The following is a 298-nucleotide window of genomic DNA, read 5'->3' on the forward strand; positions in this document are numbered from 1 at the left end:
TCAGAAAAATCGATAGGCAAATAAAATGAATAATATAGATAAACTAACTGAGCTAAATTACTATTTTTTAAAATTAAGAGAAATTTTACTTCAGGAGGGTGAACACAACTATATAAGAGGAATTAATGTAATTATAAATAGAATACAGTCTTCGTTAGAATATAACGAAGACGCTAAAGCAACCATTAAAAGCGTTGGAGACACCTACAGTCTTATGAACTCTGGTAATGGTAGCTTTTCTGATTTCTTCATTTGGAGAGAAGACTTTAACGAAAGAGTTGAAGCAAACAAAGTGTTA

Annotated in this window: 1 protein-coding gene; it reads left to right on the forward strand. The window is 30.2% G+C overall.

Annotation, left to right across the window (positions count from 1 at the left end; translation table 11 throughout):
• Positions 1-25: 25 nt before the first annotated feature.
• Positions 26-298, forward strand: a 273-nt coding sequence (locus tag AAEZ03_RS26720) for a hypothetical protein (protein ID WP_350582804.1), incomplete at its 3' end; no start/stop codon positions are given.

This window comes from Pseudomonas sp. HY2-MNA-CIBAN-0224 (genome assembly GCF_040310285.1).
Classification (GTDB): domain Bacteria; phylum Pseudomonadota; class Gammaproteobacteria; order Pseudomonadales; family Pseudomonadaceae; genus Aquipseudomonas; species Aquipseudomonas helleri.